This is a genomic window from Phenylobacterium sp. Root1290, from assembly GCF_001425305.1.
Classification (GTDB): Bacteria; Pseudomonadota; Alphaproteobacteria; order Caulobacterales; family Caulobacteraceae; genus Phenylobacterium.
In genome coordinates, this window is sequence record NZ_LMEE01000005.1 from 41,706 (window position 1) to 63,418 (window position 21,713).

The following is a 21,713-nucleotide window of genomic DNA, read 5'->3' on the forward strand; positions in this document are numbered from 1 at the left end:
TCCCGCCGACGCGTCAAGTTCACGCGGGGTCATCGGGCGGCGAAGCTTGCGCGGCGCAAAAGTTTGTGTGTACGCTGTAAAAATTAGATCGACGCCACTCATAAGGACGACCCTCGATGGCCTTGCCCCCCGTTCTCGCAGAGCGCCTGCGGATTCCCGTGATCGGTTCGCCGCTGTTCATCATCTCCGGTCCGGAACTCGTGATCGCCCAGTGCAAGGCCGGCATCGTCGGCTCATTCCCGGCACTGAACGCCCGGCCGGCGAGCCAACTCGACGAGTGGCTGGCCCAGATCACCGAAGAACTGGCCGACTGGGACCGCAAGAACCCCGATCGTCTTTCGGCGCCGTTCGCGATGAACCAGATCGTGCACAAGACCAACGACCGCCTCGAGCACGATGTCGAGATGGCCGTGAAGTACAAGGTTCCGGTGACCATCACCTCGCTGGGCGCGCGTGAAGACGTCAACCAGGCGATCCATTCCTACGGCGGCGTGGTGCTGCACGACGTCATCAACGACCGCTTTGCGCGCAAGGCGGTGGAGAAGGGGGCCGACGGCCTGATTCCCGTGGCTGCGGGCGCCGGCGGACACGCTGGTCACCTGTCGCCGTTCGCCCTGGTTCAGGAACTGCGCGAGTGGTTCGACGGCCCGATTGCGCTCTCCGGCTCCATCGCCAACGGCGCGGCGATCCTGGGCGCCCAGGCCATGGGCGCGGATCTCGCCTACATCGGCTCGGCGTTCATCGCGACCAGGGAGGCCAACGCCGCCCAGGACTACAAGGACATGATCGTGGCCAGCCGCGGCGATGACATCGTCTACTCAAACCTGTTCACCGGCGTGCACGGCAACTACCTGCGTCCCTCGATCGAGGCGGCGGGCCTTGACCCGGACAATCTGCCCCAATCGGATCCGTCGAAGATGAGCTTCGGCTCGGGCGGCAACCAGAAGGCCAAGGCCTGGAAGGACATCTGGGGCTGCGGTCAGGGCATCGGCGCGGTGAAGGACATTCCGAGCGCCGGCGACATGATCGATCGCCTGGCGGCTGAGTACGAAGCGGCGAAGGCGGCGCTGGCGGCGAAGACCTCGCTCACCCGCGGAAGCGCGCTGGCCATGGCCGCCGAGTAGCGCCCAAACGAAAGCGGCGGGAAGGTTTCCCTTCCCGCCGCCGCCGTTGAACGCGATGCGTTCGTCAGTCTTATCGGAACAGGCCGAGCAGGCTGCTCGACGACTGGTTGGCGATGCTGAGGGCCTGCACGCCAAGCTGTTGCTTGGTCTGCAGCGCTTGCAGCTTCGCGCTTTCCTTCGCCAGGTCGGCGTCGACCAGGTTGCCGACACCGGCGTCCAGGGTGTCCTGGAGCTTCATGACGTTGGTCATGTGGGTGTCGAGCGCACGTCCGCCGAGGTCACGCCCGACGTCAGCGAGGTCAGGGTGGCGGCGATCTTGGCGTTCGACTTCGACAAGGTCACGTGGTCGATGTCGATGGTCGCGGTCGCGTCGGCGTTGGCGATCGACTTGATGCTCGCGCTGTTGACCGAGGTCGACGAGATCAGGTTCACGCCGTCGAAGGTGGCGTTGTTGGCGATGGTGTCGATCTGGTCGCGCAGCGCGGTGTACTCGTCGCTGAGCGCCGCCTTGGAGGCGGTCGACAGACCCGCTTCAGTCGCCGCCAGGACCTTTTCCTTCATCTGGACGAGGATGTCCGAGATGGCGGTGCCGGCCGACATGGCGACGTCAGCCACCGACTGGCCGCGTTGCAGCGACGAGACGACGGAATTGAGGGAGGCCGATTCAGCGCGCTGGTTCTGGGCGATGGCCCAGATGGCGCCGTTGTCCTTGGCGGTGGAGATCTTCAGACCGGTGTTGATGCGGTTCTGAACGGTGCCGAGGTCTTTGTTGGTGGCGTTCAGGTTTTGCAGCGCGATCATCGCGCCTTTGTTCGTGTTGACCGAATTCATCGACATACACTTGGTTCCTTTTCTCGGAGACCGGCGTCATTTTGACTGCCAGAGGCATTTTGCCTGTGAAGATCCTGAGCAAGGGCTGGGCCAGTTTGGGCCGTTAACCTTTTTCCGTTGATCGGCTTGGGATTTTTCCACCGACCGCTGTTTGGCAAGGCCTCGCGCAGGGTCTCCAACGGGCCAACACGGTAAATTCTGCCGTCCTGCGGCGGCAAAATCTGCGCGCTCCAGTGGGCAGGAACTGCCGGGCGGCGCCGTTCGCACGGCGGATTGGGGCGCAATCAGCTTTTCTAAGGACGCAAAAAGTTCAAACCGCTGGCGTGGGGCGGGCGCCCCGACCATGCTCCCCGCGATTTCGGTAGGAGCTATGCATGGCGCAGGCGCGCAAACGGGGCGGGATCTTCGCCTCATTCGGCTTCCAGGTGCTGGCCGGCATGGCGCTGGGCCTTGGCCTGGGCCTGTTGGCGCGTGACCTCGGAACAGAGGCGGGGCAGCCCGGGCACGGGCTATCCGAAGCCTTGCGGCTGGCCGGCTCGATCTTCGTGCAATTGCTGCGCGTGCTGGTGCCGCCGCTGGTGTTCACGGCCATCGTGGCCAGCATCGCCAATCTGCGCCAGTTGCAGAACGCCGCCGCCCTGGTCTGGCGCACGCTGGCCTGGTTCGCATTGACGGCGCTGATCGCCGTCAGCATCGGGATCATGCTCGGGCTGGTGCTGAAGCCGGGACTCAACACCACGGTCGCCGCCGCGGCGGCCAGCGCGCCGCACACCAGCGGCTCGTGGCTCGACTTCCTGACCGGGCTCGTGCCCTCCAACATATTGGGGATCGGCGCCTCGACTACGCTAGCCGACGGGGCGGCGACGACGTCGCTGTCGTTCAATGTGCTGCAGATCGTCGTCATCTCGCTGGTCACGGGCATCGCGGCGCTGAAGTCCGGCGCCGCGGCCGAGCCGTTTCTGGCGTTCAACGCCTCCGCGCTCGCCATCGTCCGCAAGATCCTCTGGTGGGTGATCCGCCTGACGCCGATCGGCACCATCGGCCTGTTCGGCAACGCCGTCGGTCACTACGGCTGGGACGCGCTGGCCCAGCTCGGCGCCTTCACCCTGGCGGTCTATGCCGGACTGGCGCTGGTGATGTTCGTCGTCTACCCGACCCTGCTCGCCAGCAACGGCCTCAACCCGCTGAAATTCTTCGCCGGCGCCTGGCCGGCCATCCAGCTCGGCTTCGTGTCGCGCTCGTCGATCGGGACCCTGCCGGTGACGCAGACGGTGACGGAGAACGCCCTGGGCGTGCCAAGGGCCTATGCGGCCTTCGCCGTGCCGCTGGGCGCGACGACCAAGATGGACGGGTGCGCCGCGATCTACCCGGCCGTGGCCGCGATCTTCGTGGCGCAGTTCTACAATGTGCCGCTGGCGCTCAGCGACTACTTCCTCATCGTATTCGTGTCGGTGATCGGCTCGGCCGCGACCGCCGGCCTGACGGGAGCGGTGGTGATGCTGACCCTGACGCTGTCGACCCTGGGCCTACCGCTTGAAGGCGTGGGGCTGCTGCTGGCGATCGATCCGATCCTCGACATGGGCCGGACGGCGACGAACGTGGCGGGGCAAGCGTTGGTCCCGACCTTGGTGGCCAAGCAGCAGGGCACGCTGGACATGGACGTCTACAACGCCGCCTCGGGCGATCTTCCGGTCGAGCCGGACGAAACGACGCAGCGGGCCGCCTGATAGGTTAGCCGTCTGTCCACGCGCGTGAACCGGCCTTAGGATCGGTTCGCAGGCGGGGCGGAGCACAAATGGCGGACGACGAGCAGAAGGGCGGCTGGCCGAGCGCCAGCGCCGGTGGCGAAGCTCTGCTGAAGGCGATGCTTGAGGCCTCCGCGATGCTGGCGGGCGTCATCGAGGTGCTGGACGACGACTATCGCTTCGTCATGGCCAACCGGGGCGCCTGCGAGTTCTACGGCTGCGCCGATGGCGGCCTGAACGGGCGCACCGGCCGTGAGCTGGGCATAAAAGCCGAGCAGATCTTGGGGCGCGTGAATGTCCTGCGCCGAGTGCTGAGCACCGGCGCGGCTGAAACCATCGAGTATTCCTTCCGATTTCCGAGCGGCCGCCAGGGCTGGTTCCTCGGGACCTTCTCGCCGCTGACCGGCAATGCAGGTCAGGTCGCCTTCATCATCATCGACATCACCCAGCAGCACGCCGCGCAGGTCGAGGCCGAGCGCCAGGGCGCGCGGCTGACCCTGGCGCTGAACGCGACCGAGCTCGGCCTCTGGGAGTACGATGTCGCCGCCGATCGTGTGGACTGGGACTCCAGGACCCGGCGCATGTTCGGCCTGCCCCCGGAGGGCGACATCAATTACGCGACCTATGCCGCCGCGGTGCATATCGAGGACTTCCCGGCGACTCGCGTCGCCTATGAGGCCGCGCTCGCCGGCGAGAATGACGGCCACTATGTCGTCGAGCATCGCACCACGAGCGGCGGCGAGGGAGGATCGGCGACCTGGGTTCGCGGCGCTGCGCGCGTGTCTTTCGACGGGCAGGGCCGGCCAATCCACGTGATCGGGACCTCGCAGGACATCTCGGCCCAGGTGGCCGCGCGCCAGCGCCAGGACCTGCTGCTGGGCGAACTGAACCATCGGGTGAAGAACAACCTGGCGGCCGTGCAGGCCATCGCCTCGCAGACGATGCGTAATGCGCCGGATGACCCGGCGGCGTTCCGCGCCGCGTTCGACAGCCGCATCCAGTCCATGGCCCGCGGCCATGACCTGCTGACGCGGAACGTCTGGGAAGCGGCCGATCTGCGGGACGTCATCGACGCGGCCCTGGCCCCGTTCGCGGCCGAAGGGTTCGATATTCAGGGCGTGGAAGCGCCTGCGCCGCTTGGCCCTGAGATGGCGGTGAACCTGGTGATGGTCCTCAATGAGCTGGCGACCAATGCGGCCAAGTACGGGGCGCTGTCGGGCGCGGGGCGGGTGGCCATCGTCTGGGGCGTCGGGGGCGGGAACCTCACGCTGCATTGGCGCGAGTATGGCGGACCCCCGGTGAGCCCGCCTCAGCGCAGCGGCTTTGGCACGCGGCTGACGCGCAGCGCGCTGCAGGCATATGGCGGATCGGTAGAGTTGACCTTCCCGCCGGAAGGCGCGGAGTGCCGGATGAGCACTCCGCTGGCCCGCCGCTAGCTCTCGAGCGTCGCCTCAAGCGTGATCTCGGCGTTGAGCAGCCGAGAGACCGGGCAGCTCTTCTCGGCGGTGCGGGCGAGTTCGTCGAACTTGGCTTGATCCATGCCTGGCACCTTGGCGCGCAGGGTGAGCGCCGAGCGGTCGATCTTGAAGCCCTCGCCGTCGGGGACGAGCGACACCGCGGCCTCGGTCGAGAGTTCCTCGGCCGCTGCGCCGGCGCGCTGAATGAGGAACGCCAACTGCATGGTGAAGCACCCCGCGTGCGCCGCGGCGATCAGCTCCTCGGGGTTCGTGCCCGGGGTGTCCTCGAACCGGGTCTTGAAGCTGTAGGGCGTCGACGAGAGCACACCTGAATCGGTGGTCAGATCGCCGTCGCCGTCACGGCCCGTTCCACGCCAAACCGCGCGCGCCTTGCGGATCATTCTCGCCTCCTGATGGGATCGCCCCTGGGAGACGCAATAACGCCGCAGCGGCCGAATGGATCACCGCGCCCGCCGGCCGTTCATCTCGTCGCCGGCGTCGCGGGGCAGGGGGATGAAGAAGGCGAGCGAGATCAGCGTGATAAGCCCGATGACCACGAAGGCCGGCGAGATCGCCGCGGCGGTCAGGTGGTCTTCGCCGCGGGCGACCATGAAGAAGTGCATGAGGCTGGCGGCCAGGCCGATGCCTACCGACTGCACCAGCTGCTGGACCATCGACGAGGTGGTCGAGGCGCGGCTCATGCGGGCCTGGTCGATATCGGCGAAGGCCAGGCCGTTCAGGCTGGTGAAGTGCAGCGAGCGGAAGAAGCCGCCGATGGCGAGGATCACCAGGATCAGCCAGTGGGGCGTGGTCGGGGTGAAGAGGCCGTAAGCGACGAAGCTGACGGCGACGATCAAGGCGTTGACGATCAGCACAGAGCGGAAGCCAAAGCGGCGCAGGATCGGAGGAGCGGTGGTCTTCATGACCAGCGCGCCGGCCGCCGAGATGAAGGTCATCAGCCCGGCCTGGATCGCCGAGAGGCCAAAGCCGATCTGCAGCAGCATGGCCAGCATGAACGGTGTGGCGCCCATGGCGATGCGCATGAACGCGCCGCCGACGACCGAGGCGCGGAAGGTCTGCAGCCGGAACACCGAAAGGTCGAGAATGGCGTGCGGATTGCCGCGGGCGTGACGCCAGTAGACCACCAGCGCCGCCGCGCCGCCGAAGAACATCGTCGCGACCAGGGCGTCGGGCAGAAGTCCGCGGCCCAGGTTCTCAAAGCCGAAGATCAGGCCGGCGAGGCCAAGTCCGGTCAGCAGCGTGCCCTTCCAGTCGATGGGAGAGACCTGCTGTTCCTTCACGTTGGGTACGAAGCGCAGGACGAGAAGCACGCCGACGACGGCCACCGGGATGCTCAGGAAGAAGATCCAGCGCCAGTCGGCGAACGTGACGATCGCGCCGCCGACGATGGGGCCGATGACCGGGCCAAGCAGGGCCGGCATGGTCATGACCGACATCGCTCCGACGAGCTCTGCCTTGGGCGTCGTGCGCAAGAGCAGCAGCCGGCCGACCGGGGCCATCATCGCCCCGCCCATGCCTTGGAAAATCCGCGCGATGACCAGCTGGGTGAGGTCCTGGGCGAAGCCGCAGGCGGCCGACGAGATCGCGAAGAGCACCATCGAGACGATGAAGATGCGCTTGGCGCCGAACTTGTCGGCGACCCACCCGCTGATCGGCAGGAAAACCGCCGAGGCCAGCAGAAACATGGTGATGGCGAGGTTGAGCCGCAGCGGCGGCTCGTCCAGGGCGACGGCCATGGTCGGCAGCGCGTTGGCGATGACCGTCGCGTTCATGGTCTGCATGAGCAGCGCCGAGCCGATGATCGCCGGGATCAGCCAGCCGCGCGTGGCCGGCGTGGAGCCTTCGTCCCGAAGCGGCTGATCCACCGGGCTCATTGGTCGAAGCTCAGCAGCTGGAGGAGGGGCTCGTTGGCGGCGGCTAGGGCGGCGCGCGCCTCCGGCGTCAGGCGGGTCAAGCGGTCGGCGAGCCAATCGTTGCGCCGTTGGCGGACCGCGTCGATCTGGGCGACGCCCTGGGGCGTGATCTCCAGCCCCGAGCGGCGGCCGTCCTGGGCGTGGCCGGTCCGCAGAATCCAGCCGGCCGCCTCAAGCCGCTTGATGTGACCGCTCATGCTGGGGCGGGACATCTGCTCGGCGTCGGCCAGTTCGCTGACGCCGATTCCGGGGTTGCGGCGGATGTGGCCGAGGATCAGTGCATCCAGCGCCGAACTGCCCGCGCGTTGCGCCTCTTGGCGCAATCGGCGGGCGACGCGCAGCAGGGGCGCGCGAAGGCTATCGGCGAGGGCGAGCGTCTCGGGCGTGGTCGGCATGGCGATGTAGTTAGGTTGGCGAACTATCTATGTCAAATCGACGATGCTCGATTAACGGGAACGCGTCGCCGAGCTCGCCGTTTGAGGGAGTGGACTGGGAGGACTGACCTGAGGGAACAGGTGATGAGCACCGATCGAGGTTTGCCATCCACGCAGATGGCGCGGCTCGCTGCGGAAGTCCGCGGCGCCACGAGCAGACTGTCGCGCGAGCAGATGCTCGACCTTGCAGATCTGCTGCATGATGAGATCCGGGCGCGAGGCGAGCAGCGATCCTGGCGCTCGCCAAGCCGATCGGTCGGACGCGGCTAGAGGCTCATGGATCGCCGGGCCTGGCGCACGCCGGCGGCGAGCGCGCGGGCCTGCGACGTCAGCTCGTCGAGCATGCGGAGGCGCCAGTCGGCGGCCTCGCCGCGGGCCGCGCCGGCGCGAGCGCGCTCGCCGGTGGTGAAAGCGGCGCGGGCGGCGGCCTGGCAGTCGGCGATCGCGGCGATGAAGCGGCCGTCGGCCCCGTTCCGCCAGTCCTGGCGAACCGCCAGCCGCGCCTCTGCACGCGCCTGGATTGTGGCTGGCGAGCTGACGGCAGGCGCCTCGGTGGCGGTTCCGGACCAGCAAACGCCCCGATAGCGGGCCAATTCTCGCCGTGACAACTCAGCGCGGGCCGCGTCTGCCGAGGCTTCGGCGTCGATGAGGCGGTGAAGTTCAGTCTCTGCCATACGGCTAATGTATATTTTATACTGACGCGCTGCAAGCGAAAGCGAACTTGGCCGGCCGCGCCCCTCTAGCCCTCGCTGATGATGATCCGGCGCGCCTGAAAGGGGGGGATGATCGCGGTGATGTGCGCGGCCCAGCGCAGGCGGGCGTCATGGCGCGTGGGGCCGGCGACGCTTTCCAGGTCGTACAGGCCGGGGCCGGAGCCGCGCAGCAGCCGCTTGACCAGAACCTCGTCGGTGTCGGTCTCGACCACGACGACCTGGCCAAGCATGTCCGGGCTGGGCGAGCTGCGCTGATCCTCGAAGTAGATCAGGGCGCCGTCGTCGGCCAGGCCGCGCATGGAGTGTCCGGAAACCCTTAAAGCCACAGCCTTCTCCGTGCCCCCTGGCGGGATGGGCGCGAGTTCGCCGCTGCCCTGGCCGGTGGCGAGCAGGACGTCGCCCTCGGGGTTTGCGCCGACCCGGCCGATGATCGGCGCGAAGCCGTCGGCGCCGGTCGAACGCATCGCGCCAGCGGCGTCATAGAGCCACTCGGGACGTACGCCGAAGGCGGCGGCGTATTCCTTCGCCCGGCGGTACGAGAAAGTCGCATTGCCGTTTTCATTGGAGGAGTAGGTGTTTCGATTCCAACCGAAGGCGTCCGCGGCGGCCGCAGCCGTCTCGTAGCCCTTCTCGGTGCGCGCGAGGCGCAGGCGTTGGAAGCGATCGTCCATGCGAGTCTTCTAGCGAACTGGATGTGTAAAATAAATACAGAATCTGCTTGCCCGTTCACTGTATGTTCCATACATTTTCGCCATGGGACACGAAACGCAGGTTAGAGCCGCCCCAACGGGCCAAGAATATTCAGCCCTACGACAAATGGGGACGTCGGCCCCGCGCGCCATGGTAGAGCTGGGGCTACCGGCCGATCACGCGCGGAAGCTGGAAGCGGGGTTTCGCGGCAGGGCGCAGGCAGGGGCGGGAGACATCCAGCTGCCGAGGTTCGCGCGTCATGACAAACACGTGGCGGCGGTGCTGGCTGAGGGAGGCTTCTGCGCCTTCTCGGAGCGCCGCATCGGCAAGGATGGGGTCGCGGTGTGCCTGCCGCTGACGTGGCCGCGATGAGCGCGGCGATCGCCGACGTCGTCGCGCACGCCTTGCGCACCTTGCCGCCGGAGACGCGCGGGCGGTTCCTGCGCGATCTGATGGCGACGGCCGCGGCCGGACTGACGGCCCTTGAGGGCGAGCAGGCGTCCAGCGAGGCGGTCTACCGCCTGGGCGACGCTGTCGTCGGCTGCGGGCCCGTCGATCCCGCCTGAGCAATTCTGACATGGAGGACGCGATGAGCCGAGCAGCCTATCTGGCGCGCCTGGAGCGCGAGCGCTTGTCAAAAGTAGAACAGCAGGGGAGGGCGCGGCTGGAAGCGCGCCTGGTCGCCGAGGGTGTCGCCGAGACGGTGTCGCTGTCGGCGGCGCGCGGCGCCGAGTTCGAGACGCCGCCCTCTGCACGGGGAGAGCGGCAGCGGCCCTACCGCCGGCTGGCCGGACTGGACTGGCTGGCGCGCAAGGGCCGCCTGACGCCGGTGCAGAAGGCGGCGGGCGAGCGCTACGGCCATTGCTATCGCAAGGCGCGCGGGGAAGTCGCCATCGCCTCGACCCTGGATGTGAAGCCGGGCGATGGGAGCGACATGCCTTTGAGCGCGGTGATTTCCCGCGCCGAGGCCAATGCCCGGGCGAGGGATGCGCTGCGTGTCTACCGGGAGAGCTTGCGGCTGCAGCCGGCCCTGGTCGCCGCGTGCGACATGGTCTGCGGCGAGGAGTTGACGCCGCGCGAAGCGGTGAGCGGCGGCGACCGCGAGATCCATCGCCTGGAGGCGGTTCTGGAGGTGGCGTTGGACATCCTGGCGGGTCGTTGAGCGGGGAAATGTTCCTATTTTGTTCTTGAAGTTTCCCGGGAATTTGATACCATCTAAGACGGCAGCAACGTCACTTCGCGTGCAATGACGCCAAGTTTCGGGCGGCCCCGGCCAGCGGGCCGGTCGGTCGCCTGGGCCTGGGGCGCCAACCTTGCCAGCACGGCGTCGAGGTCGCCCCGCAGGTCCAGCTCGGTTTGTCGGCCGGTCTGATCATTGAAAACGAGGAGGCGAGCCTCGCCCGCGTCGAACGCCGCCTTCACTGCAGGCGCGATCTCGGCGAGGGTGCCCGAGGCCAGGGCCCGTGAGCCGACAAAGGCGGTGTGTCTATCGGTCATCCTGGAAATCCGAAGCCGAATTAGTGTCCGGGTCTAAATAGCGCAGATCAGGCCGACAAGCCTAGTTCATGCGCGAAAGTTGGCCACAAAGGTAAGAATTGCCCCCGCCAGCGGCTAGGATGGCGTCGACTCGGGCTTCAACGAGCCCACATGTTTCCTGGGGCGTCACAATGCGCATTGTTCTTCGGGCACTTCTCCTGGCGTCGGCCCTGTCCTGCGCGACTATCGCGACCGACGTCCTCGCCGCGCCGACCATCGCGCCGATACTGACGACGCCGGATGCGAGGGACGCTCGTTCCTATGCCCAGCCGCTGGTCGCCCGCGTGACCCACGTGGATCTGGACCTGGTCGCCGACTTCAACGCCAAGACGATGAGCGGTCAGGCGGCGATGGACGTCTTGGCTGCGCCCGGCGCGCAGGAGATCGTCCTCGACACGCTTGACCTGCAAGTCTCCAAGGTGACCGACGCTCGGGGTCGCGACCTGCCTTGGACGCTGGGGGCGGCAGACGGCGAACTGGGCGCGCCGCTGACCGTCCAACTGAAGGGCGCGAAGCGGATCGTCGTGCACTACACCTCAAGCGCGGGGGCGCGGGCGCTGCAATGGCTGCCGCCGTCGCTGACCGCTGGCAAGGCCAAGCCCTACCTCTTCAGCCAAGGGCAGGACATTAACAACCGCAGCTGGATCCCGACGCAGGACAGTCCGGGCATCCGGCAAACCTGGACGGCGCGGATCGTTGTCCCCAGCGACCTGACTGCGGTCATGAGCGGTGAGCGCCTCACGCCGAAAGGTGAGCCCGCGGGTGACGGCAAACACGCCTATCGGTTCAGCATGGACAAGTCGGTTCCGCCATACCTGATCGCGCTGGCGGTGGGCGATTTGACGTTCAGGGAGCTCGGGCCACGAACAGGCGTCTATACTGAACCGTCGATGATGGACCGGGCCGCCGCCGAACTGGTCGACACCGAGCAGATGGTGACGACTGCCGAGGGGCTCTATGGCCCCTATCGTTGGGGTCGCTACGACGTCCTGGTGTTGCCGCCGTCATTCCCTTTCGGAGGAATGGAGAACCCCACGCTCACCTTCCTGACGCCGACCTTCATCACCGGCGACCGGGCGAATGTTGGGTTGGTCGCCCACGAGCTGGCGCATAGCTGGTCGGGCAACCTGGTCACCAATGCGACGTGGCCGGACAGCTGGCTGAACGAAGGTTTCACGACCTATTTCGAGAACCGGATCATGGAGGCGCAGTACGGCGCGCCGCGCGCACAGATGGAAGCCGACCTCGATTGGGATGGCATGCAGGCTGACATCGTTGAGGCGGGCGGAGCGACGGCCGACTCGACCAAGCTCTATGGCGATGTCAGCGGGCAACTCGCTTACTTCAAGGGCGCGACCTTCCTTCGGACCATCGAGACGACGGTCGGGCGTGAGCGCTGGGACGCGTATCTTAGCTCCTACTTCGATCGCCACGCTTTCCAACCGCAGACGACGGCGGGCTTTTTGAAGGACCTTCGTGCGAACCTCATCAAAGGCGACGAGGCGTTGGAGGCGAAGCTGCAGCTTGATCGCTGGGCCTACGCGGCTGGTCTTCCGGACAATGCCGTGCACGTGAAGTCGGAAGCGCTTGCCAAGGTCGATGCTCAGGTCGCGGCCTTTAAGAGCGGCGCGCCGGCGTCGCAGCTGGCGGTGTCGGCATGGACGACCCAGGAATGGCTGCGCTTCCTGAACAACCTGCCTCGCAAGCTGACAAACGAGCAGCTGGGCGATCTTGACCGGACCTTCACGCTCTCTACGTCTTCCAACAGCTACATCCGGTCGGCTTGGCTGGAGTTGGCGATCGCCAATCGGTACGAGCCGGCCCTGCCTGCGCTTGAGGAGTTCCTGACGAGCGTTGGGCGGGGGCTCTTCCTGCGTCCGCTCTATGCTGGCCTCGTGCGGCAGGGCGATTGGGGAAAGCCGATTGCGGTCCGTATCCTTGCGAAGGCGAAGCCGACCTACCACCCGACGGTAGCGGCGAGCCTCGACCGCCTTGTAAACGGCGCCTGAGATTGGAGAAGCAGATGCGGATACTCGCAGGAGCATGTCTATCGCTGGCGCTCGCGGCGCCGGTGGCGGCACAGGACGCCAATGCGCAGTTCTTCACGCGCAACGCCCAAGCGCCGGGCGTCAAGACGATCCCCGGCATCCAATACAAGGTCCTGAAGTCCGGCCCCGAGGATGGTCGTCATCCAAGCAGGTCTTCAACGATCAAGGTCCGCTATGAGGGCAAATTCCTAGATGGGAAGGTGTTCGACTCCTCAAAGAACGACCCTGACGGGGCGGTCACCTTCCCGCTGGGCAAGTTGATCCCGGGCTGGGTGACGGTGCTTCCGCTGATGCGTCCGGGCGACGAGTGGGTGATCTACCTCCCGCCGGAGTACGCCTATGGGCCAGCGGGCAAGGACATCATTCCCGCCAACACCCCGCTCGAGTTCCGCATCGAACTGGTCGAGGTTCTGGACTAGAGGCGACGAAGCTCGGCGATGATCAGCGAGCCTCCAGAGAACTCGATAGTGGCGGGTCCTTCGAGCAGGACTGCGTCCTCGGGGAGCAACTGCAGGGCGCCGAGATCGAGCGGCGCGCACGCCAGCAGCAGCGTCATATCGGCCTGCGTCTGAAACGGGTCGGGCGGCGTAGCGCGACGGACCTTCGCCGACCAAGCTCCGCGTCGCGTCATGACGTTGAAGTCGCGTATCGCACCGGCGGCCAATACCGCCTCGCATGAGGCATCGCCAGGAAACTCAAACGGCTCCGACTTCTCGCCAAGCGACATCGTCGTCGTGTCCTTGAGCTTAAGCTCAAGGCCGTTCCCGGCGATCACCGTGAGCACGCGGTCTACGTCAGGGAAGTTCGAGAAGGCGCCGTCAGTGGCGACCTCCGCGATGCTCATTCGCCAGCCGAAGGTGTCCAAGGTCGAGCCGGCCGGCGATGCCGCAACCTCCCAAGTGGTCCCGCCGCCATTCTTCCAGGCCGTGGGTTTGCGATCTGCGGCGCGAAGGACGCGCATCAGGACAGGATGCCCGGAAGATCGAGGCCCTTCTCTCGCGCCACTTCGAGGGCGATTTCATAGCCGGCGTCCGCATGGCGCATGACGCCTGTGGCCGGATCGTTCCACAGGACGCGCTCTAGCCGACGCGCTGCGGCGTCGGAACCATCGCAGACGATGACCATGCCCGAGTGCTGTGAGAAACCCATTCCGACCCCACCGCCGTGATGCAGCGAGACCCAGGTCGCGCCCGAGGCGGTGTTGAGGAGGGCGTTGAGCAGCGGCCAGTCTGAAACGGCATCGGAGCCGTCGCGCATAGCCTCTGTCTCCCGGTTGGGAGAGGCCACGGAGCCCGAGTCCAGGTGATCGCGGCCGATGACCACCGGCGCCTTTAGTTCGCCCTTCGCAACCATCTCGTTGAAGGCGAGACCCAGGCGGTGCCGATCGCCCAATCCAACCCAGCAGATGCGCGCCGGCAGGCCTTGGAACTTGATCCGCTTGGCCGCCATGGCCAGCCAGTTGTGCAGGTGGGCGTTGTCGGGGATCAACTCCTTCACCTTGGCGTCGGTCTTGTAGATGTCCTCGGGATCGCCCGACAGCGCCGCCCAGCGGAACGGGCCGATGCCGCGGCAAAACAGCGGGCGGATATAGGCGGGGACGAACCCGGGGAAGGCGAATGCGTTGGCGACGCCTTGCTCCTTGGCCATCTGGCGGATGTTGTTGCCGTAATCCACGGTCGGCACGCCGGCGGCCTGGAAGTCCAGCATCGCTTGCACGTGCTCCGCCATGGAGGCGCGAGCGGCCTCTTCGACCTGCTTCGGATCCTGGTCGCGCATGGCGTACCAACGCTCCAAGCTCCAGCCTTTCGGCAGGTAGCCGTTCACCGGATCGTGGGCCGACGTCTGGTCAGTGAGCAGATCGGGCCTGACGCCGCGCTGGTAGAGCTCAGGCAGGAGTTCCGCGGCATTGCCAAGCAGGCCGACCGAGACCGGCCGCTTCTCGGCGCAGGCCTGGTCGATCCAGGCCAGCGCTTCATCAATGTTGTCAGTCGAGCGGTCGAGGTATCCGGTGCGAAGACGCATCTCGATGCTTGAAGGCTGGCACTCGATCGCAAGGCAGGAAGCGCCCGCCATCACGGCTGCAAGCGGTTGCGCCCCGCCCATGCCGCCGAGGCCCGCGGTCAGCAGCCAGCGACCGGAGAGGTCGCCGCCGTAGTGCTGGCGCCCCATCTCCACGAAGGTCTCGTAGGTGCCCTGTACGATGCCCTGGGCCCCGATGTAGATCCAGGATCCGGCGGTCATCTGGCCGTACATGGCCAGCCCCTGGCGGTCGAGTTCGTTGAAGTGATCCCAGGTCGCCCAGCGCGGCACGAGGTTGGAGTTCGCGATCAGCACCCGCGGTGCGTCGGGGTGGGTGCGGAAGACGCCGACTGGCTTGCCGCTCTGAACCAGCAGCGTTTGGTCGTCCTCCAGCCGACGCAAAGTCTCGACGATCTTGTCGTAGCTTTCCCAGTCTCGGGCCGCGCGGCCGATGCCGCCGTAGACGACCAGTTCCTCCGGGCGCTCGGCCACGTCGGGATGCAGGTTGTTCATCAGCATCCGCAGCGGGGCCTCGGTCAGCCAGCTCTTGGCTGACAGCTTGGTCCCGACGGCTGGACGGATCACGCGGGTCTTGTCGATGCGGGTCATGGGTGTCTCAGGCTTCGGCGAAGGCGATGCAGGCCTTCAGGATCTCGATCAGCACGGCGCGAAGCGGCGCGGCTTGAACCGGGGAGTAGGGCGAGGGCCAGGTAGCTGGCGTCGGCGGCTTGGCCGGATCGTCCATGTAGCCCCGACAGGCCAGCTCCATCTGGATCGCATGGACGCCGGCCTGCGGTCGTCCGTAGTGGCGGGTCGTCCAGCCGCCCTTGAAGCGCCCGTTGGTCACGCGGCTGTAGCGAGCATCGTCGCAGGCTGCTTCGACCGCGGCGGTCAGGTCCGCGGAACAGCTTTCGCCGGAGTTCGTGCCCAGATTGAAGTTGGGCAGGTCGCCGTCGAATAGTCGAGGTATGCGCGAGCGGATCGAGTGGGCTTCGTATAGCACGAGCTTGTCGTGAACTTGCCGCAACCGGGCGATCTCCGCTTCGAGAGCGGCGTGATAGGGCTCGAAGTAATCTGCTCGACGTCGCGCGATCTCGCCTGCTCGCGGCGCCGCATCCCGGTAGAGCGGTTCCCCGTCAAAGGTCGTCGTCGGGCACAGCTCGGTTGTGGCCTGGCCCGGGTAGAGCGAGGCGCCGGACGGGTCGCGGTTGACGTCGACGACGCTTCTGCTGATCGCGGTGCGCACAGTCGTCGCGCCCAATTCCTCCGCAAAGTCATACAACCGATGGATCCACCAGTCGGCGTCTTTCCTGGCCAGCCAGGGGGAGACAAGCTGCGCCTCGATGGCGGGCGGAATTTCCGTTCCTGTGTGCGGGAAGGTTACGATCAGCGGCGCCGAGCCACGCCGAACCTCCAGCCAGCCCATCATCCCACTCCTGGCAAGTCGACGACCTGCGCCGCCGCGATGACGGCGCCCGAACGCACCAGGGCGTTCGCCGCCTGCATGTCCGGATGGAAGTGTCGGTCGTCGTCGAGGCGCGGCACGTGGGCGCGTAGCAGGCCGCGGACCGCCTCCAGCGGCGCGCTCGAGACGAGCGGGGCGTGGAAGTCGGAGCCCTGCGCTCCCGCCAGCAATTCGATCCCCAGGACGGCGACGACGTTCTCCACCATCGACAACAGGCGGCGCGCGCCATGGGCGGCCATTGAGACGTGGTCTTCCTGATTGGCCGAGGTCGGGATGGAGTCGACGCTGGCCGGATACGCCCTCTGCTTGTTCTCGGAGACAAGCGCTGCGGCGGTGACCTGCGGGATCATGAAACCTGAGTTCAGTCCAGGCTTGGGCGTCAGGAACGCAGGCAGCCCCGACAGGGCCGGATCCACGAGCATGGCGATGCGCCGTTCCGACAACGAGCCAATTTCGCAGACAGCCAACGCGATCATGTCGGCCGCGAATGCGACGGGTTCCGCATGGAAGTTGCCGCCGGACAGGGCCTCGTCAGTTTCGGGGAAGATCAGCGGATTGTCCGAGACGCCGTTGGCCTCCGTGCCCAACGTCGTGGCGGCTTGGCGCAGGATGTCCAGCGTGGCGCCCATCACCTGGGGCTGGCAGCGCAGGCAGTAGGGATCCTGAACCCGTTCGTCGTTCTTCAGGTGCGAGGCGCGGATCGCCGAGCCCGCCATCAGAGAGCGCAGCGCATGCGCCGTCTCGATCTGGCCTGCGTGTCGGCGCAGCATGTGGATGCGATGATCGAACGGCGTGTCCGAGCCCTTCGCCGCCTCGGTGGACAGCGCACCCGTCACTAATGCGCTCTGGAAAAGGCGTTCAGCCTCGAAGAGGCCCGCCAGGGCGTTGGCGGTGGAGAACTGCGTCCCATTCAGCAGGGCGAGGCCTTCCTTGGGGCCCAGGGCGAGCGCACTCAAGCCTACTTGGGCCAGGGCTTCGGCGGCAGGACGGATTGTTTCGCCGACGAAGATCTCCCCGACCCCGATCATCGTGGCCGCCATGTGCGCCAGCGGCGCCAGGTCCCCCGAGGCGCCGACCGAGCCTTGCGCCGGCACGACCGGCGTCAGCCCCTTGGCCAACATCGCTTCGAGAAGTTCGATCGTCGCCGGCCTCACGCCGGAAGCGCCTTGCGCTAGGCTGGCCAGCTTGAGCGCAAGCATCAGGCGCACGACGGGGACCGGAGAGGGTTCTCCGACGCCGGCCGCATGCGAGAGGACGATGTTCCGCTGCAGCGTCTCAAGATCGCCCGTGTCGATGCGGACGTTGGCCAGCTTTCCAAAGCCGGTGTTGATGCCATAGACCGGCTCGCCCCTGGCGAGGATGCGCTCCACCGCCGCCGCGCTTTCGGCGATCCGCGGCGCTGAAGCCGGGTCGAGCTGAACGTCCGCGCCGCGGTAGACCGCCCGCCATTCGCTCAGGCTCACCTCGCCCGGACGCAGCATCACACTCTTCATTTTCCACTCCACACGCGCGCATGGAGGGGGTTGAACCCCATGCGGTAGACAAGCTCTGCTGGGCGCTCGATGTCCCAGATGGCGAGATCGCAGGCCTTTCCGGCCTCCAGCGTCCCGGCCACGCCCAGCATCCCAAGCGCGCGCGCGGCTTCGCGCGTGACGCCAGCCAGGCATTCCTCGACCGTCAGGCGGAACAGGGTAGCGGCCATGTTCATCGTCAGCAGCGGCGAGGTGAGCGGCGAGGTGCCGGGATTGCAGTCGGTGGCCAGCGCGATCGGCACGCCGGCGCCCCGGAGCGCCTCGATCGGCGGCAGCTTCGTCTCGCGCACGAAATAGTAGGCGCCCGGCAGCAGGGTGGCCACGACGCCCGCGCGAGCCATCGCGGCGACGCCTTCCATGTCGAGGTGTTCCAGGTGGTCCGCGGACAGGGCGCCGAATTCCGCCGCCAGGGCTGCGCCATGCTGGTTTGAGAGCTGTTCGGCGTGAAGCTTGACAGGCAGGTCGTGGGCGCGCGCGGCCTCAAACACCCGGCGGGTCTGAGCTGCAGTAAAACCAATCCCTTCGCAGAACGCATCGACGGCGTCCGCCAACCCCTCCGCGGCGACCGCCGGGATCATTTCTTGGCAGACGACGTCGATGTAACCGTCTGGATCGCCGGAGTGCTCCGGGGGCAAGGCATGCGCCCCAAGGAAAGTCGTCCGGATCCGTACCGGTCTTTCGGCAGCCAGCCGGCGCGCGGCGCGCAAGCTCTTCAGTTCATGCTCAAGCGACAGTCCGTAGCCCGACTTCACCTCAACGGTGGTGGTCCCCTCGGCGATCAGCGCGTCAAGGCGGGGCAGGGCGGCGGTGAGAAGGTCATCCTCGCTCGCGGCCCTGGTGGCCGACATCGTCGAGACGATTCCGCCGCCGGACCGTGCGATCTCCTCGTAGGACGCGCCTGCCAGCCGCAGTTCGAATTCCTGCGCGCGGTCGCCGCCGAACACCAGATGGGTATGCGGGTCGATGAGGCCCGGCGTGATCCAGCGGCCGTCGCAATCGATGGTCTGCGTCGCCGTAAGCGAACCGGCCTCCGCGACAGGGCCGGCGTACAGGATTTTGCCGTCAAGGGCCGCGATCACGCCGTCCTCGACGACGCCCAGGCCGGGTAGGTCGGCGGCCAGGGTCGCAAGCCGGGCGTTCACCCAGAGTCGATCACATCGCATGTCCGCCTCCTTCCCCATGGCCGCTAATATGTATAGACATAAGTCCGAGCGCGGAGGCTTGTCCAGTGTCTGACCACTCTCAAACGATCTGGTTCGATAGTGCGTTGCTGGAGGGGGGCTGGGCGCGCGACGTCCGCTTCACGCTGCGCTCTGGCGTGATCGACGAGGTGCAGATCGGCGTCGCTCGTGCGAGCGGCGAGCAGGCGCACGGCCCTGCGTTGCCGGGCATGCCCAATCTGCACAGCCACGCGTTCCAGCGCGGCATGGCCGGGCTGGCGGAGGTTCGCGGTCCGTCATCCGACAGCTTCTGGACTTGGCGCGAAGTCATGTACCGGTTTCTCCGGCGTCTGGGTCCCGAGGACCTCCAGGCGATCGCCGCTCAGGCCTATGTCGAGATGCTCGAGGCGGGCTTCACGCGCGTGGGCGAGTTCCACTATCTCCACCACGACGTCGATGGCGCGCCCTTCGCCAACCCGGCGGAAATGGCCGTGGCGATCGCCGAGGCAGCCGATGAGACGGGCCTCGGCCTGACCTTGCTGCCGGTGTTCTATGCGCACGCAGGCTTCGGCGGTGTTGCGCCGACTGAGGGCCAGAGCCGCTTCATCCACGACCTCGATGGTTTCGCCCGTCTGCTGGAGGCCAGCCGGAAGGCCGTCGCCGATCTGCCCGGCGCGGTGGTGGGGCTGGCGCCTCATAGCCTGAGGGCGGTGACGCCGGAGGAACTCACGGCTCTGTCGGCGCTGGCGGGCGAGACGCCGATCCACATCCACATCGCCGAACAGACCAGGGAGGTCGAAGACTGCGTCGTCTGGTCCGGCGCCCGACCGGTGGAGTGGCTGCTGGGCAATCTGCAGGTGGGGGAGCGGTGGTGCCTGGTCCACGCCACGCACATGACGCCTGACGAGACCCTGGCCTTGGCGCGCAGCGGCGCGGTCGCTGGGCTTTGCCCGATCACGGAGGCCAATCTGGGCGACGGGCTCTTTCCCGCCCTGGAGTTCCAGAACGCTGGCGGTCTCTTCGGGATCGGTTCGGATTCCAACGTCCTCATCGACGCGGCTGAGGAACTGCGCGTGCTGGAGTACGGCCAGCGCCTCGCCCGCAGGACCCGCAACGTCCTTGCTCTCGAAGCGGGCGGGTCCACCGGCGCAGATCTCTATCGGGCGGCGGCGGCCGGCGGCGCGCAGGCGCTTGGCCAGCCGATCGCTGGCCTGCGAAAGGGCGCGCCCGCCGACATCGTCAGTCTCGATCCGTCGCACCCCGCCCTCGCCGGGCGATCGGGCGACGTGCTGCTCGACAGTTTCGTGTTCGCGGGCCGCAAGGATCTGATCGACGGCGTCTGGCGGGCCGGCGCGAAGCTGGTCACAAATGGGCGCCACCGCAGGCGCGCGGAAATCGCCGCCCGCTATCGGCAGGTCCTGGAGAACGTGCTCGCGTGAACAAGCCCGCTCCCATCGTGGAAGCTGAAGCGCCGGCCGCGCTCCACCAGCGCATCCGCACGGACATCGAGGCGAAGATCCTCTCGGGCGAGCTCGGACCCGGGGATCGCATTCCGTTCGAGCATGAGCTCACCGAGCTCTACGGCTGCTCGCGGATGACGGTCAGCAAGGCGATCTCCGCGCTTGCCGAGGCCGGCCTGATCGAGCGCCGCCGCCGCGCGGGATCCTTTGTGGCCAGGCCGCGCGTTCACTCGGCCGTGCTCGACATTCCCGATCTCCGTTCGGAGATCGAGGGCCGCGGCCAGGACTATCGGTTCGAACTGATCTCGACGGTCCAGCGGGCGCCCGATGGCGTCGCCGAGGTCGAGCTTGCGGGCGGCAGGACGCTGCTGGCCTTGCGCGGCGTGCACTATGCCGACGCGCGGCCCTTCGCCCTGGAAGACCGCTTGATCAGCCTGCGCGCAGCTCCTGAGGCCGCGCGCGTCGACTTCGGCGAGATCTCGCCAGGCGCCTGGCTGCTCGAGCACATTCCTTGGACCGAGGCGGAGAACCGCATCGCAGCCATGTCCGTCGATGCGGCGGACGCGCGCCTGCTGGCGATCCCGACGAAGACCGCCTGCCTTGCTGTCGAGCGCCGCACCTGGCGCGGCGGAGTCGGCGTCACACGGGTCCGCCAGCTGTTTCCGGGCGAAGCCTATGACCTCGTCGCGCGCTTCGGACCATCGCGCGGATGACGCCGAAGATCATCGAGTCGCTGTCGCAGCCCGGCAGCCGCAACAACGAGGACCTTTGCGGCGGCGTCGGCGGCTGCGTCTGGGTCATGGACGGCGCGACGGGCCTCTGGCCCACGCAGCGCCTCGCAGGCGCCAGCGACGCGGCCTGGCTTGTGGCGGAGCTGGACGCCGCGCTGGGATCGCTCGACAGCGCCAACGCTGATTGGGCCCCGCTGCTGGCCTCCGCGGCGGCGCGGGCGCACGAAAAGGCCGCGGCCATCTGCGACCTCGCCGGCTGCGCGCCCTTCGAGCTTCCGTCCGCCAGCTTCGTCGCGGTGCGTGCGCAGGGGGAGGAGGTCGAGTTCGCCAACCTCGGCGACTGCATCCTGCTCTGGCGGGGGCTCGGCGGCCGTGCGCAGCGGTTCGGATCTTGCGGCGTGACCCGCCTGGATGCAGATCTTGCGGCGGCCTTCGCGACAGGGCTCGCGCAAGGGCTGCCGCTGGATGACCTTCGCCAGGCGCAGACCGCGATGGCGCGGCGCCATCGGACGCTGATGAACACGCCGGAGGGCTACTGGATCCTCGACCTGTCGGGGATCGGAACACCCCACGTGCAGACGGCGCGGGTCAGGGGGCCTGCGCAAGTCATGCTCATGTCTGACGGGTTCTATCGCCTGGTCGATGTCTTCGGGCGATATGACGACGACAGCCTGATGGAGGCCGCCAGAACCCGCGGGCTCGCGCCGCTCTATGACGAACTGCGCGCGATGGAGGATGCCGATCCTGATGGCGTCGATCGGCCCAGGGGCAAGCCGCGCGACGATGCGACGGCGGTGGTGATCGACTTTTCCTGACCTTGCCAACGTCTCCGCT

22 protein-coding genes and 1 pseudogene are annotated in these 21,713 nt (G+C 67.2%); 11 read left to right on the forward strand and 12 right to left on the reverse strand.

What is annotated here, in order from left to right:
• The first annotated feature begins 116 nt into the window (after positions 1–116).
• Entirely contained in the window at positions 117–1,124 is a 1,008-nt protein-coding gene (locus ASC79_RS19455; protein ID WP_056026269.1) for a nitronate monooxygenase family protein, read from the forward strand.
• 70 nt (positions 1,125–1,194) lie between these two features.
• On the opposite strand, the pseudogene ASC79_RS19460 reads toward ASC79_RS19455, so the two are convergent.
• Positions 1,195–1,961, reverse strand: a pseudogene (locus ASC79_RS19460) (flagellin).
• A gap of 368 nt (positions 1,962–2,329) precedes the next feature.
• On the opposite strand from ASC79_RS19460, the gene ASC79_RS19465 reads away from it, so the two are divergent.
• Positions 2,330–3,682, forward strand: a complete 1,353-nt coding sequence (locus ASC79_RS19465) for a dicarboxylate/amino acid:cation symporter (RefSeq protein ID WP_056026273.1) — start codon at positions 2,330–2,332, stop codon at positions 3,680–3,682.
• A 68-nt stretch (positions 3,683–3,750) separates the two neighbouring features.
• Complete coding sequence (locus ASC79_RS19470) at positions 3,751–5,136, forward strand: sensor histidine kinase (RefSeq protein ID WP_056026275.1); 1,386 nt, start codon at positions 3,751–3,753, stop codon at positions 5,134–5,136.
• Here ASC79_RS19470 and ASC79_RS19475 read toward each other — a convergent pair.
• Genes ASC79_RS19475 through ASC79_RS19485 form a run of 3 tightly spaced genes read right to left on the reverse strand, consistent with a single transcriptional unit; the run spans position 5,133 to position 7,486 of the window.
• Positions 5,133–5,558, reverse strand: coding sequence for an OsmC family protein (locus ASC79_RS19475; protein WP_056026277.1), 426 nt, complete (start codon positions 5,556–5,558; stop codon positions 5,133–5,135). The genes ASC79_RS19470 and ASC79_RS19475 overlap by 4 nt on opposite strands.
• A gap of 60 nt (positions 5,559–5,618) precedes the next feature.
• Positions 5,619–7,052: an MFS transporter gene (locus ASC79_RS19480; protein WP_056026279.1), complete on the reverse strand. Its 1,434-nt coding sequence runs from the start codon at positions 7,050–7,052 to the stop codon at positions 5,619–5,621.
• Positions 7,049–7,486 (reverse strand): MarR family winged helix-turn-helix transcriptional regulator, encoded by a 438-nt coding sequence (locus ASC79_RS19485; protein ID WP_056026281.1) that lies wholly within the window; start codon positions 7,484–7,486, stop codon positions 7,049–7,051. Before ASC79_RS19485 ends, ASC79_RS19480 begins: the two co-directional genes overlap by 4 nt.
• Positions 7,487–7,609: 123 nt before the next feature.
• Here ASC79_RS19485 and ASC79_RS21235 point away from each other — a divergent pair, with 123 nt between their 5' ends.
• Positions 7,610–7,795: a hypothetical protein gene (locus ASC79_RS21235; RefSeq protein ID WP_156378496.1), complete on the forward strand. Its 186-nt coding sequence runs from the start codon at positions 7,610–7,612 to the stop codon at positions 7,793–7,795.
• Here ASC79_RS21235 and ASC79_RS19490 read toward each other — a convergent pair.
• On the reverse strand, positions 7,792–8,199 hold the full coding sequence (locus ASC79_RS19490) for a hypothetical protein (protein WP_056026283.1): 408 nt from the start codon (positions 8,197–8,199) through the stop codon (positions 7,792–7,794). The two genes, ASC79_RS21235 and ASC79_RS19490, sit on opposite strands and share 4 nt — an antisense overlap.
• Before the next feature lie 65 nt (positions 8,200–8,264).
• Complete coding sequence (locus tag ASC79_RS19495) at positions 8,265–8,909, reverse strand: S24 family peptidase (RefSeq protein ID WP_056026285.1); 645 nt, start codon at positions 8,907–8,909, stop codon at positions 8,265–8,267.
• Positions 8,910–9,272: 363 nt separating this feature from the next.
• Here ASC79_RS19495 and ASC79_RS19505 point away from each other — a divergent pair, with 363 nt between their 5' ends.
• On the forward strand, positions 9,273–9,494 hold the full coding sequence (locus ASC79_RS19505) for a hypothetical protein (RefSeq protein WP_156378497.1): 222 nt from the start codon (positions 9,273–9,275) through the stop codon (positions 9,492–9,494).
• A gap of 23 nt (positions 9,495–9,517) precedes the next feature.
• The gene (locus tag ASC79_RS19510) at positions 9,518–10,090 is read left to right on the forward strand and encodes a hypothetical protein (RefSeq protein ID WP_156378498.1); all 573 of its coding nucleotides are present in this window, start codon (positions 9,518–9,520) and stop codon (positions 10,088–10,090) included.
• Positions 10,091–10,143: 53 nt separating this feature from the next.
• Here the strand turns inward: ASC79_RS19510 and ASC79_RS19515 are convergent, their stop codons facing one another.
• Positions 10,144–10,425 (reverse strand): DUF2239 family protein, encoded by a 282-nt coding sequence (locus ASC79_RS19515; protein WP_056026293.1) that lies wholly within the window; start codon positions 10,423–10,425, stop codon positions 10,144–10,146.
• Positions 10,426–10,523: 98 nt separating this feature from the next.
• On the opposite strand from ASC79_RS19515, the gene ASC79_RS19520 reads away from it, so the two are divergent.
• Together ASC79_RS19520 and ASC79_RS19525 are read left to right on the forward strand one after the other, a co-directional pair.
• On the forward strand, positions 10,524–12,473 hold the full coding sequence (locus ASC79_RS19520; RefSeq protein ID WP_235528881.1) for a M1 family metallopeptidase: 1,950 nt from the start codon (positions 10,524–10,526) through the stop codon (positions 12,471–12,473).
• 14 nt (positions 12,474–12,487) lie between these two features.
• The gene (locus ASC79_RS19525; RefSeq protein WP_082532278.1) at positions 12,488–12,931 is read left to right on the forward strand and encodes an FKBP-type peptidyl-prolyl cis-trans isomerase; all 444 of its coding nucleotides are present in this window, start codon (positions 12,488–12,490) and stop codon (positions 12,929–12,931) included.
• On the opposite strand, the gene ASC79_RS19530 is transcribed toward ASC79_RS19525, so the two are convergent.
• From ASC79_RS19530 to hutI, 5 genes are read right to left on the reverse strand one after another with little or no spacing between them, the layout of a single operon-like run.
• Positions 12,928–13,473 (reverse strand): HutD family protein, encoded by a 546-nt coding sequence (locus ASC79_RS19530; protein WP_056026298.1) that lies wholly within the window; start codon positions 13,471–13,473, stop codon positions 12,928–12,930. The two genes, ASC79_RS19525 and ASC79_RS19530, sit on opposite strands and share 4 nt — an antisense overlap.
• Positions 13,473–15,140, reverse strand: a complete 1,668-nt coding sequence (gene hutU / locus ASC79_RS19535; protein WP_056026300.1) for a urocanate hydratase — start codon at positions 15,138–15,140, stop codon at positions 13,473–13,475. The genes ASC79_RS19530 and hutU overlap by 1 nt, the downstream gene beginning before the upstream one ends.
• Positions 15,141–15,147: 7 nt before the next feature.
• Positions 15,148–15,960 (reverse strand): N-formylglutamate deformylase, encoded by an 813-nt coding sequence (gene hutG / locus ASC79_RS19540; RefSeq protein WP_056026301.1) that lies wholly within the window; start codon positions 15,958–15,960, stop codon positions 15,148–15,150.
• Positions 15,957–17,489, reverse strand: coding sequence for a histidine ammonia-lyase (gene hutH, locus ASC79_RS19545; protein WP_056026303.1), 1,533 nt, complete (start codon positions 17,487–17,489; stop codon positions 15,957–15,959). The genes hutG and hutH overlap by 4 nt, the downstream gene beginning before the upstream one ends.
• Complete coding sequence (gene hutI / locus ASC79_RS19550) at positions 17,486–18,691, reverse strand: imidazolonepropionase (protein ID WP_056026305.1); 1,206 nt, start codon at positions 18,689–18,691, stop codon at positions 17,486–17,488. Before hutI ends, hutH begins: the two co-directional genes overlap by 4 nt.
• Before the next feature lie 65 nt (positions 18,692–18,756).
• Between hutI and ASC79_RS19555 the strand changes: the two genes are divergently transcribed.
• The 3 genes from ASC79_RS19555 to ASC79_RS19565 are packed head-to-tail and all read left to right on the forward strand — an operon-like array spanning position 18,757 to position 21,694.
• The gene (locus ASC79_RS19555) at positions 18,757–20,127 is read left to right on the forward strand and encodes a formimidoylglutamate deiminase (RefSeq protein WP_056026307.1); all 1,371 of its coding nucleotides are present in this window, start codon (positions 18,757–18,759) and stop codon (positions 20,125–20,127) included.
• Entirely contained in the window at positions 20,124–20,861 is a 738-nt protein-coding gene (gene hutC / locus ASC79_RS19560) for a histidine utilization repressor (RefSeq protein ID WP_235528840.1), read from the forward strand. The genes ASC79_RS19555 and hutC overlap by 4 nt, the downstream gene beginning before the upstream one ends.
• Positions 20,858–21,694 carry a protein phosphatase 2C domain-containing protein gene (locus ASC79_RS19565; RefSeq protein WP_056026309.1) on the forward strand — a complete coding sequence of 279 codons (837 nt, stop codon included), beginning with the start codon at positions 20,858–20,860 and terminating at the stop codon, positions 21,692–21,694. Before hutC ends, ASC79_RS19565 begins: the two co-directional genes overlap by 4 nt.
• Positions 21,695–21,713: the final 19 nt, after the last annotated feature.